At 51.7% G+C, this 584-nt stretch carries 1 protein-coding gene; it reads right to left on the bottom strand.

What is annotated here, in order from left to right:
* A partial coding sequence (locus tag ABHV44_RS16170; RefSeq protein WP_459075752.1) for an HYR-like domain-containing protein occupies positions 1-584 on the bottom strand: 584 nt, incomplete at both ends.

Here is a 584-nt window from a genome sequence, read left to right on the forward strand (position 1 = left end):
ACCACTGAGCTGTCGCAGTTGTCTACCGCTTCTGCTGTTGTGGCTGGGATCTCTGCGTCACACTCCAGTGTCAGCGCTGCTGGTACTGATGTGAAGACTGGTGCTGTCGTGTCTTCTATTGTGATGATTTGCGTATGTGACACTCCATTTCCACAGTTGTCTGCTGCACTCCAGGTGCGGAGCAGTCTGTATCCACACTCGAGCTCTTCGGTCGTTTCTGTGAAGTTCACCAATACATTTTCATCGCAGTTGTCTGTTGCGGTGATGGTGATTGATGGGATGTCTTCATCACACTCGATAGTTACGTTTGCTGGTGTGGCGCTCAACACTGGGGCGGTTGTGTCAACTACAGTGATCGTTTGGTTCACTGTGGTTTCGTTACCGCAATCGTCAATCGCTGTCCAGCTTCTGTTGATTACGTATCCGCAATCCAGCTGAGCGATGCTCGAGGCTGCATTCACTTGTAGTGAGTCGGTGCAGTTGTCTGAGAACACTGGTGCTACCTGTGGGATCTCAACTCCGCATTCCAGGGTGGTGTCTGCTGGTGCAAACTCAACAACCGGTGCTGTCGTGTCCTGGATCGT

Source organism: Halocola ammonii, from assembly GCF_049334165.1.
In the GTDB taxonomy this organism is placed as follows: Bacteria; Bacteroidota; Bacteroidia; order Flavobacteriales_D; family Sanyastnellaceae; genus JBEGHD01.